The organism is Blastococcus sp. TBT05-19, assembly GCF_003319095.1.
Taxonomy (GTDB): Bacteria; Actinomycetota; Actinomycetes; order Mycobacteriales; family Geodermatophilaceae; genus Blastococcus.
In genome coordinates, this window is sequence record NZ_QOHI01000001.1 from 201,621 (window position 1) to 216,986 (window position 15,366).

13 protein-coding genes are annotated in these 15,366 nt (G+C 75.9%); 9 read left to right on the forward strand and 4 right to left on the reverse strand.

Annotated features, from left to right (window positions below; translation table 11 throughout):
• Positions 1-31: 31 nt before the first annotated feature.
• Entirely contained in the window at positions 32-1,312 is a 1,281-nt protein-coding gene (locus tag DQ244_RS00935; protein WP_113809616.1) for an alpha-hydroxy-acid oxidizing protein, read from the reverse strand.
• Positions 1,313-1,547: 235 nt separating this feature from the next.
• Here DQ244_RS00935 and DQ244_RS00940 point away from each other — a divergent pair, with 235 nt between their 5' ends.
• The 9 genes from DQ244_RS00940 to DQ244_RS00980 all read left to right on the forward strand — a co-directional run bounded on the left by DQ244_RS00940 (position 1,548) and on the right by DQ244_RS00980 (position 10,913).
• A complete protein-coding gene (locus DQ244_RS00940) occupies positions 1,548-2,591 on the forward strand; it encodes a hypothetical protein (RefSeq protein ID WP_113809617.1) in 1,044 nt (347 codons plus the stop codon).
• A 64-nt stretch (positions 2,592-2,655) separates the two neighbouring features.
• Positions 2,656-3,156: a MarR family winged helix-turn-helix transcriptional regulator gene (locus DQ244_RS00945; protein WP_113809618.1), complete on the forward strand. Its 501-nt coding sequence runs from the start codon at positions 2,656-2,658 to the stop codon at positions 3,154-3,156.
• Positions 3,157-3,252: 96 nt separating this feature from the next.
• On the forward strand, positions 3,253-4,743 hold the full coding sequence (locus tag DQ244_RS00950; RefSeq protein ID WP_113809619.1) for an HAD-IIIA family hydrolase: 1,491 nt from the start codon (positions 3,253-3,255) through the stop codon (positions 4,741-4,743).
• Positions 4,740-5,741: a glycosyltransferase family 9 protein gene (locus tag DQ244_RS00955; protein ID WP_113809620.1), complete on the forward strand. Its 1,002-nt coding sequence runs from the start codon at positions 4,740-4,742 to the stop codon at positions 5,739-5,741. Before DQ244_RS00950 ends, DQ244_RS00955 begins: the two co-directional genes overlap by 4 nt.
• Positions 5,738-6,718 carry a glycosyltransferase gene (locus DQ244_RS00960; RefSeq protein ID WP_113809621.1) on the forward strand — a complete coding sequence of 327 codons (981 nt, stop codon included), beginning with the start codon at positions 5,738-5,740 and terminating at the stop codon, positions 6,716-6,718. Before DQ244_RS00955 ends, DQ244_RS00960 begins: the two co-directional genes overlap by 4 nt.
• A complete protein-coding gene (locus tag DQ244_RS00965; RefSeq protein ID WP_113809622.1) occupies positions 6,715-7,929 on the forward strand; it encodes a glycosyltransferase in 1,215 nt (404 codons plus the stop codon). The genes DQ244_RS00960 and DQ244_RS00965 overlap by 4 nt, the downstream gene beginning before the upstream one ends.
• A complete protein-coding gene (locus DQ244_RS00970) occupies positions 7,926-8,609 on the forward strand; it encodes an SIS domain-containing protein (protein ID WP_113809623.1) in 684 nt (227 codons plus the stop codon). The genes DQ244_RS00965 and DQ244_RS00970 overlap by 4 nt, the downstream gene beginning before the upstream one ends.
• Entirely contained in the window at positions 8,606-9,964 is a 1,359-nt protein-coding gene (gene rfaE2, locus DQ244_RS00975) for a D-glycero-beta-D-manno-heptose 1-phosphate adenylyltransferase (RefSeq protein ID WP_113809624.1), read from the forward strand. The genes DQ244_RS00970 and rfaE2 overlap by 4 nt, the downstream gene beginning before the upstream one ends.
• A 40-nt stretch (positions 9,965-10,004) precedes the next feature.
• Entirely contained in the window at positions 10,005-10,913 is a 909-nt protein-coding gene (locus DQ244_RS00980; protein ID WP_233491090.1) for a glycosyltransferase family 9 protein, read from the forward strand.
• On the opposite strand, the gene DQ244_RS00985 is transcribed toward DQ244_RS00980, so the two are convergent.
• The 3 genes from DQ244_RS00985 to DQ244_RS00995 form a co-directional block, all read right to left on the reverse strand.
• Positions 10,901-12,547: a substrate-binding domain-containing protein gene (locus DQ244_RS00985; protein WP_113809626.1), complete on the reverse strand. Its 1,647-nt coding sequence runs from the start codon at positions 12,545-12,547 to the stop codon at positions 10,901-10,903. The two genes, DQ244_RS00980 and DQ244_RS00985, sit on opposite strands and share 13 nt — an antisense overlap.
• A 131-nt stretch (positions 12,548-12,678) precedes the next feature.
• Positions 12,679-13,668, reverse strand: coding sequence for a UDP-glucuronic acid decarboxylase family protein (locus DQ244_RS00990; protein ID WP_113809627.1), 990 nt, complete (start codon positions 13,666-13,668; stop codon positions 12,679-12,681).
• A 321-nt stretch (positions 13,669-13,989) separates the two neighbouring features.
• Positions 13,990-15,339, reverse strand: a complete 1,350-nt coding sequence (locus DQ244_RS00995; RefSeq protein ID WP_233491091.1) for an ABC transporter substrate-binding protein — start codon at positions 15,337-15,339, stop codon at positions 13,990-13,992.
• Between the last annotated feature and the right edge of the window lie 27 nt (positions 15,340-15,366).

Here is a 15,366-nt window from a genome sequence, read left to right on the forward strand (position 1 = left end):
GCTCCGGGTCCGTCGGGACGGTCAGGGTCGGTCAGCCCACCCGGCGGAGGATGTCGGGGCTGAGCTGGTCGACGGCGGTGTGCCCGGTCAGGCCCAGCGTCAGGTCGAACTCGCCGACGACGTCCTCGATCACCTGGCGCACGCCCTGCTCGCCGGCCAGCGCGAGCCCCCACGCGAAGGGGCGGCCGAGCAGCACCGCCGTCGCCCCGAGGGCCACAGCGGTGAAGACGTCGGCGCCGCTGCGGACGCCGCTGTCCAGCAGCACCGGCACCCGCCCGGCCACCGCGCCGAGCACGTCGGGGAGCGCATCCAGGGCGGAGATCGAGCGGTCCACCTGGCGGCCGCCGTGGGTGCTGACCACCAGGCCGTCCACGCCGGCGTCGAGCGCCTGGCGGGCGTCGTCGGGGTGCAGGACGCCCTTGAGCAGGATCGGCAGCCGCGTCCTCGACCGCAGCCAGACCAGGTCGTCCCAGCTGATCGAGGGGCGGGAGTAGATCGACAGGAAGGTCTCGACGGCGGCGCGCGGCAGCGGCGAGCGCAGGTTGTCGCGGAACGAGCCGGGCCAGGCCTTCGCCATGGAGACCAGCGCCTTCACGGCGGCGGGAGTGGGCCGGGGCTGCGGCTCCCGCGGGCCGGCCGAGGCCGCCCGCTCCTCGACGAGGCGCCGGAACACCGGGTCGGAGGTGTACTGCGCGATGCCCTTGCCCAGCGCGAAGGGCAGGTGGCCGAGGTCGAGGTCGCGGGGGCGCCAGCCGAGCATCGTGGTGTCGAGGGTGACCACCAGCGCCTCGCAGCCGGCTGCCTCGGCCCGGCCGATCAGGCTCTCGACGAGCTCGTCGGAGGTCGACCAGTAGAGCTGGAACCAGCGGGGCGCGTCGCCCATCGCGGCCGCGCACTCCTCCATGGACCGCGAGCCCTGGTTCGAGAAGACCATCGGCACACCGGTCGCGGCGGCGGCCCGGGCGACGGCGAGGTCGGCCTCGGCGTGCACCAGCTCCAGCGCGCCGACCGGCCCGAGCAGGAGGGGGGCGGGCAGTCGCCTGCCGAAGAGCTCCACGGAGGTGTCGCGGACGCTCGCGTCGCGCAGCACCCGGGGCACCACGGCCCACCTGTCGAAGGCGGCGCGGTTCGCCCGCTGCGTCGCCTCGTCCCCGGCGCCACCGGCCACGTAGGCGTACGCGCGGGCGTCCAGCACCCGCTTGGCCCGCTCCTGCAGCCGCCGGATCCCGACCGGCACCGCGGGGGAGTGGCCGAACACCCCGGCCCGGTACACCTCGTTCTGCCGACGCCGTCCCGCACCCGCTCCGTCCACGCGGTCACCGTAGTGACCGCGATCTCACCGACGTCGCCGGGTGCCGCGCGGTGGTTGGGGAACGGCCGATCCGGGAACGAATTCGCGACACGCCGCACGACACGCGCGTAACGGCGTAGCAACGAAGCGTCACTTCCGGCATCATCTGAAACTCCAGTGCACCGAAACGGGGGATGGGCTGAGCACCAGGTCTGCGCCGACTGCCGAGCCGACGAAGAAGACGTCGGACCGGTTCATGCGCCTCGCCCTCCCCGCCGGCGTCGTGACCGGTCTCCTCGTGGCCGCGATGGCGGCCGCGGTCGCCGTGGCCGGCCCCGCGCTCGCCATCGACGACCCCTCGCGCCCCGACGCCCAGGTGACCCGGGGGCCCAGCTGCCAGCCGGGCGGGATCGTCGTCGAGCTGGTGGCCGGCACCGCGGCCTACACGGTCCGGCTGTCCACCACCCGGCAGCCCGCCGGTGAGGACGAGGTCACCCTCGTCCCGCAGGGCACCGGGCTCCTGCAGACCGGCGACGTCGCCCCCGGCGAGACGATCGACCCGCGGCTGGAGTTCACCGCCCGCGACGGTTCCGGCGTCACCTACGTCGACGAGCTCGAGGACTGGACGCTGACCCGGCCCACGACGGAGGACTGTGAGGCGGTGCGCAACCCGGCGCCGACCCCGCCCTCGACGCCCACCGCCACGGTGGAGCCGACCAGCCCGAGCGCCACGCCGTCCGACGGCGGTTCCACCGGGACCAGCTCGCGGCCGAGCGCGCCCTCGAGCTCCTCGCGCCCGACGACGCCCGGGCCCACCCCGGACGCACCGACGCGTACCTCCGACGCCGCCGGTGCGCCGACGGCGGGCGGTCCTCCCGCCGTCAGCAGCTCGGCCGCGCCCGGCAACGCGGTCATCCCGGGCGGCACCGTGACCCTGAGCGGCGCCGGCTTCCTGCCCGGCGAGCGGGTCGACATCCTGCTGCGCGGCACCGAGACCGTGATCGCCACGGCCACGGCCGGTCCCGACGGCGCGGTGCGCGTCGACGTCCGCATCCCGGACGCCGCCGAGGCCGGCCCCGCCACCCTCGACCTGGTCGGTGCCGACTCCGCGGTCTCCACCGGGGTGGACCTGCAGGTGGCCGCCGCGGACCAGCCGGTCGGTGGTGCCGGCGGCGCCCTCGCCCTGGCCTCCCTCGTGGCCGCGGCCGTGGCTCTCGTCGGCACCGTCGGTGCGCTGGTCTCCGTGATCGGGCGGCAGCACGCGGAGCGGCGCGGCCGGGACTCCCCGCACAGCGCCTGACGACAGCCGCGGGCCGGCGATACGGCCTGGTTTCGGCGTTCCCCGATCCGGGGACCTCGGGCCCGTGCAACGGTCCGAGGACGCGCTCGCGCGCGGTGTCCCGCGGGACGCCGCCACTCTTCCCGGAGCAGCTCCCCGGCCCGCCGAGACGTGGTCGCGCATCGTGCAGGTGCACGACCGGATCACCCGGCGGGTCGACTCGGCGCTCCACCGCCACCACGACCTCTCGCTCACCGGCTTCGAGGCGCTGCGCCGTATCGCCGAGTCGCCGGGGGAGCGGGCCTCCATGGGCGACGTCGCCGAGGCCGTGGGGCTCTCCCGGCCGGGGGTGACCAGCACGATCGGCCGGCTGGTCGCGCAGGGCCTGGTCGTGCGCGAGCGCGGCGAGGGTGACCGGCGCCTGCTGCACGCCCGGCTGACGCCGGCCGGGCGGCAGCGGGTCGAGGACGCCGCCGTCACCCACGACGGCATGGTGGCGCACCTGCTGGCCCTGCTCGGCGACGACGTCGGGGTGGTCACCGACGCCCTCGCGCGCGTCTCCGCGGCCACCCGCGACCGCCACTGAGCCGCCTCCCGCGCCGTTTTCGGGAGGTCGCCCGGACTTCGCCGACACTTCGAGCCCGTAGCGTTTCGGCGGAACCGAACCGGGCACGACGCGATCATGCTCGCGCAGGTGACGGTCGTCGTGCCCACGATCGGGCGCCCGTCGCTCGACGTGCTGCTCGACGCGCTCGCCGCCGCCCCGGGTCCGCGCCCGGCCGAGATCGTCCTGGTCGACGACCGCCCGGCCGGGGAGCCGCTGCGGCCCGAGCGGCCCGGTCTCCCCCCGGTCCGCGTCGTCCGCACCGGCGGCGGTGGCCCGGCCCGCGCCCGCAACCTGGGCTGGCGCACCGCGCGCACCGAGTGGATCGCCTTCCTCGACGACGACGTGGTGACCGACCGCGACTGGTACGCCCGGCTCGAGCAGGACCTGACCGGCCTCGCCCCCGACGTCGCCGGCAGCCAGGGTCGGGTCCGCGTGCCGCTGCCGGAGCACCGGCGCCCCACCGACTGGGAGCGGGGCACGGCGGGGCTGGCCACCTCCAGCTGGATCACCGCCGACCTCGCCTACCGACGCGCCGCCCTGGCCGCGGTGGGCGGGTTCGACGAGCGCTACCCCCGCGCCTTCCGCGAGGACTCCGACCTCGCGCTGCGGGTGATGGACACCGGCGCGCGGCTGGTGCGCGGCGAGCGCTGGATCACCCACCCGGTCCGCCCGGCCGACCGCTGGATCAGCGTCCGCGTGCAGGCCGGCAACGCCGACGACGTCCTGATGCGCCGGCTGCACGGCCCCGCCTGGCGCGAGCGCGCCGACGCCGCGCTCGGCCGCCGTCCGCAGCACACGGCGGTCACCGCCGCCGCGCTGGCCGCCCTCGGTCTGGCGCTCGCGCGGCGTCCGCGTGCCGCGCTGGCCGCCACCGGGCTGTGGGCAGCGGGCACCGCGGAGTTCGCCTGGGCGCGCATCGCCCCCGGCCCGCGGACCGGCACCGAGGTGGCCACCATGGCCATCACCAGCGCGCTCATCCCCCCGCTGGCCACCTGGCACTGGCTGCGCGGGGTCGTCCGGCACGTGGGCGTGCCGCGGTGGCGCGGGCTGCCCGACCTGGTCCTCTTCGACCGCGACGGCACGCTCGTGCACGATTTCCCCTACAACGGCGACCCCGCGTGGGTCCGGCCGGTCGAGGGCGCGAAGGAGGCGCTGGACCGGCTGCGCGCCCGCGGGGTGCGGATCGGCGTGGTCAGCAACCAGTCCGGCGTCGCCCGCGGCCTCATCACGCGGGAGCAGGTCGACGCCTGCATGGCGCGCCTGGCGGAGCTGCTCGGCCCGTTCGACACCGTCCAGGTGTGCCCGCACGGGCCCGAGGACGGCTGCGCCTGCCGCAAGCCCGCGCCCGGGATGGTCAAGGCGGCCTGCGCCGAGCTCGACGTCGACTCCGCCCGCTGCGTCGTGGTGGGTGACATCGGCGCCGACGTGGAGGCGGCCGCGGCGGCGGGCGCGCGCGGGATCCTCGTGCCCACCCCGGTCACCCGCCGCGAGGAGGTCTCGGCCGCGCCGCACGTCGTCGCCACCCTCCCGGCCGCGGTCGACGAGGTGCTGGGCGGGCACTGGTGAGCCGCACGGTGCTCGTCGCCCGGCTGGACAACGCCGGCGACGTGCTCCTCCAGGGGCCGCTGGCGCGGGCCGTGGCGCACGGCGCCGACCGGGTGGTCTTCCTCGCCGGCCCGGCGGGCGCCGCGGCCGCCGAGCTGCTCCCGGGCGTCGACGAGGTCTGGACCTGGGCGTGCCCCTGGATCCTCGGCGACCCGCCACCGGTGGACGCCGGCGACCTCGCCGCGTTCACCGAGCGGGTGCGCTCGCTGGCGCCCGACGAGGCGGTGGTCTCCACGTCGTTTCACCAGTCGCCGCTGCCCCTGGCCCTGCTGCTCCGCGCCGCGGGGGTGCCGCGGATCTCGGCGATCAGCGTCGACTACCCCGGCTCGCTGCTCGACGTGCGGCACCGGGTGGACGACGACCTCCCCGAGCCCGAGCGGGCGCTCTCGCTCGCCCGGGCAGCGGGGTTCGAGCTGCCCGACGGCGACGACGGCCGGCTGGCGGTCCGCCGTCCGCTGTCCGCGGTCGGGCACGAGCCGGGCTACGTGGTGCTGCACCCCGGCGCCTCGGTGCCCGCCCGCGCCTGGCCGGCGGAGCGCTGCGCCGAGGCCGTGGAGGCGCTGGCCGACACCGGGTACCGCGTGCTGGTCACCGGCGGACCCGGCGAGCGGGAGCTCACCGCCGCCGTCGCCGGCACCCGCGGCGTCGACCTCGGCGGGGCCACCTCGCTGGCGGAGATGGCCGCGCTGCTCGACGGCGCCGCGGCCGTGGTCGTCGGCAACACCGGCCCGGCGCACCTCGCCGCCGCCGTCGGGACACCGGTCGTCTCGCTCTTCTCGCCGGTGGTGCCGGCCGCCCGCTGGGCGCCCTACGGCGTGCCGACCGTGCTGCTGGGCGACCAGGCGGCGCCCTGCCGCGACAGCCGGGCCCGCGAGTGCCCGGTGCCCGGCCACCCCTGCCTGACCTCGGTGAGCGCAGCAGACGTCGTCGCGGCGGTGGAGAAGCTGGTGAGCGCGTGAAGGTCCTGGTCTGGCACGTGCACGGGTCGTGGACGACGGCGTTCGTCCAGGGCCGGCACGAGTACCTCGTGCCGGTCGTCGCCGACCGCGGCCCCGACGGGCTGGGGCGGGCCCGCACGTGGGACTGGCCGGCGTCGGTGCGCGAGGTGAGCCCCGAGCAGCTGCGGGCCGAGGACGCCGACGTCGTCGTCCTGCAGCGCCCGCGCGACCTCGAGCTGGTCCGCGAGTGGCTGGGGCGGGAGCCCGGGCGCGACCTGCCCGCCGTCTTCCTCGAGCACAACGCGCCGGGGCTGGAACCGGGTGACGGGCCGGTCCCGCACACCCGGCACCCGTTGGCCGACCGGTCCGACATCCCGATCGCGCACGTCACCTACTTCAACCAGCTCTTCTACGACAACGGCCGGGCGCCGACGACGGTCATCGAGCACGGCATCGTCGACCCGGGGGAGCGCTACACCGGGGAGCTGCCGCACGCCGCCGTCGTCACCAACGAGCCCGTGCGCCGCGGCCGCACCGTGGGCGCCGACCTGCTGCCGGGCCTGGCGCAGGCCGCGCCGGTCGACGTCTTCGGCATGGGCCTGACCGGACTGCACGAGCAGTACGGCCTGGACCCCGCCCGCGTCACGCTGTACGACGACCCGCCGCAGGCCGCCATGCACACCGAGCTCGCCCGCCGCCGGGTGTACGTGCACCCGGTGCGCTGGACCTCGCTCGGGCTGTCGCTGCTGGAGGCCATGCACCTGGGCCTGCCGGTCGTCGGCCTGGCCACCACGGAGGCGGTGGAGGCCGTGCCCGCCGACGCCGGCGTGCTCTCCACCCGGCCCGAACGGCTGTGGGCCGCCGTCCGCGAGTTCGTGCACGACGAGGACGCGGCGAGGCTGGCGGGGAAGGCCGCCCGCGCGGCGGCCCTGGAGCGCTACGGGCTGGGCCGTTTCCTGCGCGACTGGGACGCCCTCCTCGAGGAGGTGATCCGATGAGGATCGACCTGGTCAGCGAGCACGCCAGCCCGCTCGCCGCCATCGGCGGCGTGGACGCCGGCGGGCAGAACGTGCACGTCGCCGCCCTGGCCGCCGGCCTCGCCCACCGCGGGCACGAGGTCACCGTGCACACCCGCCGGGACGACGCGTCGCTGCCGGAGCGGGTCGTGGTGCAGGACGGCTACAACGTCGTCCACGTGACCGCCGGCCCCGCCGAGCCGCTGCCCAAGGACGAGCTGCTCCAGCACATGCCCGCCTTCGCCCGCGTGCTCCGGCACGGCTGGGCCGCCGCGAGGCCGGATGTCGTGCACGCCCACTTCTGGATGAGCGGGCTGGCGGCGGTCGAGGCCTCGGCCAGCCTGCTGCGGCCGGTCCCGGTGCTGCAGACCTTCCATGCGCTGGGTTCGGTGAAGCGGCGCCACCAGGGCGACGCCGACACCTCGCCCGCCGAGCGGATCGACCTCGAGCGCGGGCTGTGCCGCGACGTCAGTCACGTGGTGGCCACCTGCTCCGACGAGGTGTTCGAGCTGCGCCGGCTGGGCCTGACCAGCGACCGCGTCTCGATCGTGCCGTGCGGCGTCGACACCTCGGAGTTCACCCCGCGGGGACCTGTCGCGCCGCGCTCGGACCGGCAGCGGCTGCTGGTGCTCGGCCGGATCGTCGAGCGCAAGGGTCAGGACGACGCGGTGCGCGCCCTGCGGGCGCTTCCCGACGCGGAGCTCGTCGTCGTCGGCGGACCGCCGGAGGCCGAGCTGGACGGCGATCCGGAGATCCGGCGGCTGCGCGCCGTCGCAGCCGAGGCCGGGGTGGCCGACCGGCTGGTGTTCACCGGCGCCGTGGCCCGCGCCGAGGTGCCGGCGTGGATCCGCTCGGCCGACGTCGTGCTCGCGGTGCCCTGGTACGAGCCCTTCGGCATCACCCCGCTGGAGGCCATGGCCTGCGGACGGCCCGTCGTCGCCACCGCCGTCGGCGGGCTGCAGGACTCGGTCGCCGACGGCGTCACCGGCGACCTCGTGCCCCCGCGGGACCCCGCGCGGCTCGGCGAGGTCCTCGCCGCGCTGCTGTCCGACGACGACCGGCGCGCCGCCTACGGCGCCGCCGGCGTGCAGCGGGCCCGCGCCCGCTACCGCTGGAGCCGGGTCGTCGCCGACACCGAGACCGTCTACCGGCAGGTCCTCGCCCGCCGTCGCCCCGTGGAGGTCGCCCGATGAGCATCCCCCCGCACTCCTTCTTCGAGAACGTGGCTGCCTCGGTGCCGGCGCCTGACACGTGCACCCACCTGACCGGTGCCGACCACGTCGCCTCGCTGACCGCCGCCCTCGGCTCCCTCAACGGCCAGCTCGACGCCCTCGACCGCTGGGGGAAGCTGCTGGCCGACGTGCTCTGCTCCGAGTCGCGCGGCCGGCTGCTGGCCGCGGGCAACGGGGGCAGCGCCGCCCAGGCGCAGCACCTCACCGCCGAGCTCGTGGGCCGCTACCGCGCCGACCGGCCGCCGTTCTCCGCGATCTGCCTCACCGCGGAGACGTCCTCGCTCACCGCGATCGCCAACGACTACCCGGCCGACGAGCTGTTCGCCCGGCAGGTCGAGGCGCACGGCCGTCCCGGCGACGTCCTGGTCCTGCTGTCGACGTCGGGCCGCTCGCCCAACGCCGTCGCCGCCGCCCGGCGCGCCCGCGAGTGCGGCATCACCGTGCTGGCGATGACCGGCCCCGCGCCGAACCCGCTGGCCGGCGCCGCCGACGACGCCGTCTGCATCGACTCCCCGTGGACGGCGACGGTGCAGGAGTGCCACCTGGTCGCGCTGCACCTGGTCTGCGCCGCCTTCGACGAGGCGGTGCTCGCCGAGCCCGCGCGGGTGCCGTCCGGGCCGAGGCTCGGGACCGCCCGATGAGGCCGCTGGTCGTCGTCGGCGACGCGTTGCTCGACGTCGACCTCGTGGGGTCGGCCTCGCGCCTGACCCCCGACGCCCCGGTGCCCGTGGTCGAGGACATCGAGCGCCGGGAGCGCCCGGGAGGTGCGGCGCTCGCCGCCGTCATCGCCGCCGCTGCCGGCTCGCGCGAGGTGGTGCTCGTGGCGCCGTTCGACTCCGACGACGACGCCGATCGGCTGCGGTCCCTGCTGGCCGGCCGCGTGCGGGTCATCGAGGTCCCGGCGGCCGGCGGCACCGCGGTCAAGCAGCGGGTGCGGGTGGGCGACCACTCCGTGGCCCGGCTGGACAGCGGCGCCCCGATGGCCCGGCTGGGCGCGCTGCCGGCCGAGGCGGTCACCGCGATCCGTGAGGCCGCGGCGGTGCTCGTGGCCGACTACGGCCGGGGCACGACGGCGGCGGCGGACGTCCGGGCGGCACTGGCGGAGGCCCGCGGGCCGGTGGTCTGGGACCCGCACCCGCGCGGGGCCGACCCGGTGCGCGGCGTCCGGCTGGTCACGCCGAACGCCGCCGAGGCCGCCCGCGTGGTGCCCGACGTGCCGGGCGAGGGGCTGGCCGCGGTCGGGGCGCGGGCGGAGGCGCTCATCGCGCGGTGGGGCGTCGGCGGGGTCGCGGTGACCATGGGCGCCCGCGGCGCGCTCCTCTCCTACGGCTCCGGCGCGCCCATGGTCGTGCCCGCGGTGGCGGTGAGCGGGGGTGACCCGTGCGGCGCCGGCGACTCGTTCGCGGCGTCGGCGGCCCTCGCGCTCGCCGACGGTGCGGTCACCGGCGAGGCGGTCGCGGCCGCCGTCGCCTCCGCCTCGGCGTTCGTCGCGCGCGGGGGCGCCACCTCCTGGGACGCCGTCGACGACGCGCCGGACGCGGTCGCCGAGCCCGGCGCGGACGGCGTGATCGCGCGGGTGCGCGCCGCCGGCGGCACCGTCGTCGCCACCGGGGGTTGCTTCGACCTGCTGCACCCGGGCCACGTCGCGACGCTGCGCGCCGCCCGCGGGCTGGGCGACTGCCTGGTGGTCTGCATCAACTCCGACGACTCGGTCCGCCGGCTCAAGGGGCCCTCGCGGCCGCTGGTCAGCGCGCCGGACCGGGCGCGGGTGCTCGAGGCGCTGGAGTTCGTCGACGCCGTCGTCGTCTTCGACGAGGACACCCCGTCGGCGGTGCTCGAGCGGCTGCGCCCCGACGTGTGGGCCAAGGGCGGCGACTACGCGGGTGCGGACCTGCCCGAGGCCGAGGTGCTGCGGAGCTGGGGCGGGCAGGCCGTCGTGCTGCCCTATCTCGACGGGCACTCGACGACCGCGCTGGTCGAGCGCTCCCGCGTCTAACGTGGGCCGAAATGGCCATTTTGGCCCCCCGCGGGCGGTGGTGCTGCGGCCGCTCGGGCTCGGGGACCTGCTCACCGGCGTGCCCGCGATCCGCGCGGTGCGGGCCGCCGTGCCCGACCACCGGCTGGTGCTCGCCACCACCGAGTCGCTGCGCCCGCTCGCCGAGCTGATCGACGCCGTCGACGAGGTGCTGCCCGCCCGCGAGCTGGAACCCCTGGACTGGACCGGTCCGCCACCCGAGCTCGCGGTCGACCTGCACGGCAAGGGGCCCGCCTCGCACGTCGTCGTGGCCGACCTGGCGCCCGGCCGGCTGCTCACCTTCGACAGCCCCGGCTATCCCGGGCCGACCTGGTACCCCGACGAGCACGAGGTGCGGCGCTGGTGCCGGCTGGTCTCCGAAGGGCTGGGTGTCGCCGCCGACCCCGACGCGCTCGACCTCGCCGTCCCGGGCGTGCCCCCGCCGGTCCGTGACGTCGCCGTCGTCCACCCCGGGGCCGCCTTTCCCGGGCGTCGCTGGCCGCCGGACCGGTTCGCCGCCGTGGCCCGGCACCTCGCCGATGCCGGCCACGACGTGCGGATCACCGGCGGTCCGGCGGAGGTGGAGCTGGCGCGGTCGGTCGCCGCGGCCGCCGGGCTGGGCGAGGACGCGGTGCTCGCCGGCCGGACGACGTCGATGGAGCTCGCCGCCGTGGTCGCCGCGGCGCGTGTGGTGGTCTGCGGCGACACCGGCGTCGCGCACCTGGCCACGGCCTACCGGCGACCCTCGGTGGTGCTGTTCGGGCCGGTGTCGCCGGCGCTGTGGGGGCCGCCGCCGCGCCCCCAGCACGTGGTGCTGTGGCACGGCGACGGCACGGGCGATCCGTGGGGCACCGAGCTCGACCCCGCGCTGGCGAGGATTCCCGTCGCCGAGGTCGTGGCCGCCCTCGACCGGCTGCTTCAGCCGCGCTGACGGAGGGCGTCGAAGAGCACCGTCTGCAGGTCGGCGGGGTCGACGGCGGAGTAGGCCTCGCCACCGGTCGCCTCCGCGATCTGCTCCAGCGCGGCCAGGTCCGCGTCCGGGCCGAGGGCGACCCCGATGACCTTGATCGGCCGCTCGGGGTCGGAGATCTCGGTCAGCCGGCTCAGGAGGTCGCTCAGCGAGAGGCCGTCGCCGTCGTCCTCGTTCGTGCCGTCGGTGAGCACCAGGACGCTGTTGACGGCGGTCGGGTCGTAGTCCTCCCGCGCGGCCTGCACGGCAGCCAGCGTCGTGTCGTACAGCCCTGTGCCGCCGCGGCTCAGCCGCTCCGGGACGGTGTCGAGCTGCGCGTCGAGGATGTCGCGCTGCGACCGGCCCTCGACGTCGGCGTCCAGCTCGCGGGTGGGGACGAGCTCCGTCCAGTCCTGCCCGTCCTCCAGCCGGTAGGCGAACGCCCAGAGCCCCAGGGCGTACTCGCCGGGCACCAGGGAGAGCGTGGCCTTCGCGGCGTCACGGGCCAGCGTGGCACGGGTGCCGTCGCCGACCGGGGCCTCCATGGACGTCGAGACGTCGAAGGCAGCCAGGATGCGCGACGGCGACGCCAGGCTGGACAGCCGCCCGAGCAGCGCCTGCACGGCCGCGGGGTCCAGCGCCAGGGCCGGGGGAGCCTCCTGCCGGATGCCTGCGTCGCCGGCGTTCCCGGGCGCGGAGCCGTCGGCGTCGCGGAATCCGGCCTCCAGGGCGGCGTCGCGGGCGGTGTCCGACGTCAGCCGGTCCACGATCGCCCCGACCGCGGTCGCCGCGTCGCCCGTCGGAGCGCCGATCCGCAGCACCGGGTAGTCCAGCGCCGGACTGCCCTCGGTGGGGTAGACGGCCACGAGCGAGGAGCCCTGGTCCTGCTGGGCCGCGGCGGAGTTGGTGCTGTAGACCTCCTGCTCGCTCACGGGGACGAGGGGGGCGTCCACGCCGCCGCTCCGGCCGGCGTCCAGTCCTTCGGCGGCCGAGGTCGCCGGCCCGCGCTGAGCGGCCAGGACGGCCTGCACGACGGCGTTGTCGGCGTCCTCGCCACCGCCCAGGGCCCCTCGGACGGCCGCCAGCGCCGCCAGACCCTCGGCGCTGGTCGCCAGGTCCGGGACGGCGAGCGGCTGCTCGCCGGCGAGGGCCTGGGCCCAGCCGGGGGCGCCGTCGCTCCAGCCGAGCGCGTCGACCGCGTCCTGGCTGGTGGCCAGCACCACGGGGGAGGAGGCGAAGGACCCCACCGGCTCGAGGGGGGCGCTCCCGGCACGCGCGGCCCACAGGGAGGAGTCGGGCACCCACACGTCGGGCAGCGCGTCGGCCTCGAGCGCGGCCAGGTCACCCACCGTCTGCAGGGGCTGCTGCGCCGTCACCTCCGCGACCGCGCACAGCCCGTCGTCGAGCTCCACCGGCTCGGCCAGCAGGTCCTCGGCGAGCGATCCGAGCTCGGGGGCGACGGTGACCCCGACGGTCTGCCGGGTGTCGCAGGACCCGGAGCCCGACAGGAACCAGGTCACCCCGCCGGCGACCAGCAGGACCGCGACGACGGCGGCGACGACGACGGGCAGGGAGGCCCTGCGACGCGCAGGGGTGGGATCGGCGTGGCGGCCCATGCTCGCTCTCTGGTTCGACTCGGGGGGTGGTGCGGCTCCCCCCGAGCCTGCGCCGACCAGATTAGTTGGACGGGCCCCGCTACCGGTGTGACACCGACCACTCGCCGACGTCGGAGCTGGTCACAGCCGGTTCAGACCGCGAGCGCCCGGCTGGCCGCGCGCTGGGCGGCGAACCACTCCACCGTGCGGCGGAGACCGTCCTCGGAGCGCACCTGCGGCCGCCAGCCGAGCAGCTCCTCGGCGCGCGTGGTGTCGGGGCGGCGGACCTTCGGGTCGTCGACGGGCAGGTCGATGTAGTCGATCGGGGACGACGAGCCGGTGAGCTCCACGATCCACTCGGCGAGCCGCAGCATCGACAGCTCGTCGGGGTTGCCGATGTTGATCGGTCCTGGCTGGTCGGAGAAGGCCATCGCCAGGATGCCCGCGACGGTGTCGTCGACGTAGCAGATGGAGCGGGTCTGGGACCCGTCGCCGGCGACGGTGAGCGGGCGGCCCTCGAGCGCCTGACCCACGAAGGCGGGGATCGCGCGGCCGTCGTCGGCGCGCATCCGCGGGCCGTAGGTGTTGAAGATCCGCACGATGCCGGTGTCGCTGCCCTTCGACGTCCGGTACGCGGTGGTCATGGCCTCGCTGAACCGCTTGGCCTCGTCGTACACGCCCCGGGGACCGACCGGGTTGACGTTGCCCCAGTACTCCTCGGTCTGCGGGTGCTGCAGCGGGTCGCCGTAGACCTCGGAGGTGGAGGCGAGCACGTAGCGGGCGCCCTTCTCGTGGGCGAGGCCCAGGGTGTGCAGGGTGCCCAGGCTGCCCACCTTGAGCGTCTCGATCGGCATCTTCAGGTAGTCGATCGGGCTGGCCGGCGAGGCGAAGTGCAGGACGAGGTCGACCTCGCCCGGGACGTGCACGAAGTCGGTGACGTCGCAGCGGACCAGCCGGAAGCCGGGGTGCTCCATCAGGTGCCGGACGTTCTCGGGTGAGCCGGTGAGGAAGTTGTCGAGGCAGATCACCTCGACCCCGCGCTCCAGCAGCTGCTCGCAGAGGTGGGAGCCGAGGAAGCCGGCGCCACCGGTGACGACCGCGCGGCGGATGGTGCGTGCATCGCGTCCCGGACCGCCGACCATGTCGCTCCCTTCTGGGGTGCGCCCCGCCCGGGCGCCCACGGCGGCGCTCCTACCCGGCTCTCCTGGGCACACACTTCGGCGGTGAAGCGTCGGCACGGCGGCCGGCTCTGCGGGTGCTCCTCGCGCTCTGCCGGTCCTGCCGGGCCACCAGGGCACGAGCAGCACCATCAGAGCGCAGGGGCTCTCGAGGCCTGGGCGGACGACAGCGGGCCGCCGGCTCCCGGAGGAGACCGACGGCCCGCTGCCGAAGGTGCTGGAACGGCTCCCTCGCAGGGTCCCGCCGCGAGCGTGCGAGCGGTGGGGGGCGAGGGAGTCCTTCAATCAGCCCTCGTACGCCTCCTCCTCGGGGATCCCGTTCTCCGGCGGGGTGGTCGCCTCGCCGTCGAACTCGGAGATGTCCTCGCCCAGGTCGGTGATGCGCACCGGCTGGACCTCCTCGGAACCGTTGCCCGAGATCCGCTCGATCGTCATGCCGCTGGTGCCCATGTGGCTCTCCTCGGAGTACCGGAAGGGCGCGAACAGCGGGCCCTCCCAGTCGGCACCGACCTGCTCGATGGCCTCGACCAGACCATCACGGGTCGGGTTCTGGCCGGCGGCCTGCAGGGCCTGGACGGTCGTGTAGGCCATCGCCATGCCGTAGACCCGGTAGTTGGTGAGCTCACCCTCCTGGCCGGACGCGTCCCAGATCTCCTGGAACTGCTGGATCCACGGGTTGTCGGTCATGTCCACCGTGGGCAGGTAGCCCGTGGTCAGCGCGCCGTCGAGCAGGCTGGCGTCGCTCACCGCGCCCTGGGAGAAGCGGCCGAGCAGCGAACCGACCAGGTTCGGGTCCGAACCCACGTTGGAGTAGAACCACTGCGGCTTGTAGCCGAGCTGCAGGGCGGTCAGCTGCGAGAGCGCCGTGTAGCTGGGCACGTTGAAGCCGACGACGAAGTCGGCACCGGCGGCCTGCAGCGCGGCGATCTGCGGGCCCACGTTGGTGTTGCCCGGGGTGTAGCGCTCGGCGGCCACGATCTGGTCGTCGATGTACTCCCGGATGCCGGCCTCGCCGTCCTCGCCGAAGTCGTCGTCCTGGAGGAAGAGCCCGACCTTGGCGTCCGGGAACTCGTTGGCGATGTACTCGCCGATGATCTTCCCCTCGCTCTCGTAGTCGGTCTGCCAGCCGAAGGTGTACGGGTTGGTCTCCGGGTCCTCGCCCCACAGGAGGGAGCCGGACGAGACGAAGAGGTCCGGCACGCCCTCGGCGTTGAGGAAGTCGAGGACGGCGCTGTGGGTCGGCGTGCCGAGGCCGCCGACGATCGCGAAGACCTCGTCCTCGAGCACCAGCTGGTTGACCACCGTGCTGGTGTTCGTCGGGTTGTAGGCGTCGTCGCGGTAGATGTACTCGATCTGGCGGTCGTAGATGCCGCCGTTCTCGTTCACGTAGTCGAAGTACGCCTGGACGCCGGTCGGGATCTCGCTGTAGCCGGGAGCGGCCACGCCGGTGAGCGGGAAGTGCGCACCGAGCTTGATCGAGTCCTCGGTGACGCCGATGTCGGAGGCCTCGTTCTCGCCACCGCCACCGCCACCACCGCCGCCGCCGCCGCTGTCACCGCCGCCACAGGCGGCGATGGTGGAGACGACGGTGGCTGCGGCCAGGACGGACACGAGGCGCCGGGAGGATCTGGACAACAGTTCTCCTCTGATGCTGCCCGGGCG

Bases quoted from the DNA above. Each gene is read 5' to 3' on its own strand.
- rfaE2 (WP_113809624.1), top strand. From the start codon at position 8,606: ATGAGGCCGCTGGTCGTCGTCGGCGACGCGTTGCTCGACGTCGACCTC.
- DQ244_RS00940 (WP_113809617.1), top strand. From the start codon at position 1,548: ATGCGCCTCGCCCTCCCCGCCGGCGTCGTGACCGGTCTCCTCGTGGCC.
- DQ244_RS00965 (WP_113809622.1), top strand. From the start codon at position 6,715: ATGAGGATCGACCTGGTCAGCGAGCACGCCAGCCCGCTCGCCGCCATC.
- DQ244_RS00950 (WP_113809619.1), top strand. From the start codon at position 3,253: ATGCTCGCGCAGGTGACGGTCGTCGTGCCCACGATCGGGCGCCCGTCG.
- DQ244_RS00970 (WP_113809623.1), top strand. From the start codon at position 7,926: ATGAGCATCCCCCCGCACTCCTTCTTCGAGAACGTGGCTGCCTCGGTG.
- DQ244_RS00990 (WP_113809627.1), bottom strand. From the start codon at position 13,668: ATGGTCGGCGGTCCGGGACGCGATGCACGCACCATCCGCCGCGCGGTC.
- DQ244_RS00985 (WP_113809626.1), bottom strand. From the start codon at position 12,547: ATGGGCCGCCACGCCGATCCCACCCCTGCGCGTCGCAGGGCCTCCCTG.